A 321-nucleotide genomic window follows, 5' to 3' on the forward strand; every position below is an offset into this window, starting at 1 on the left:
GTCGTCGTCGCTAGTGAGCAGCTCAACCATAACCGCCCGCGTCTGGTCGGTGAGCGCATCATCGGCTAGCTGGTCGTACAGCTCAACGCGGGCGTCATCGAGCGCGTCTTGGATGCGCGCCCACCGCGCACACCCCGACTGGATGTCCGTCCGCGCGAAGTTGAGGGTGAGATTCCCCTTCGAGACGACAACGCCACCCACACCCGCATTCTGGTCGGTGGTGACGTACAGCCCGTTGCTGTAGACGGCGAGCCCCTGGGCGGGCGTATGTTCGAGCGCGAGGTACGCGTCCGGCGTCTCACGGGTGACCGTCACCCGCCC

Annotated in this window: 1 pseudogene; it reads right to left on the minus strand. The window is 66.4% G+C overall.

The features are described 5' to 3' along the window. Positions 1 to 321, minus strand: a pseudogene (locus EXE45_RS18565) (ATP-binding protein); the annotation flags it as partial.

It is taken from the genome of Halorubrum sp. SP9 (assembly GCF_005435015.1).
GTDB lineage: Archaea > Halobacteriota > Halobacteria > Halobacteriales > Haloferacaceae > Halorubrum > Halorubrum sodomense.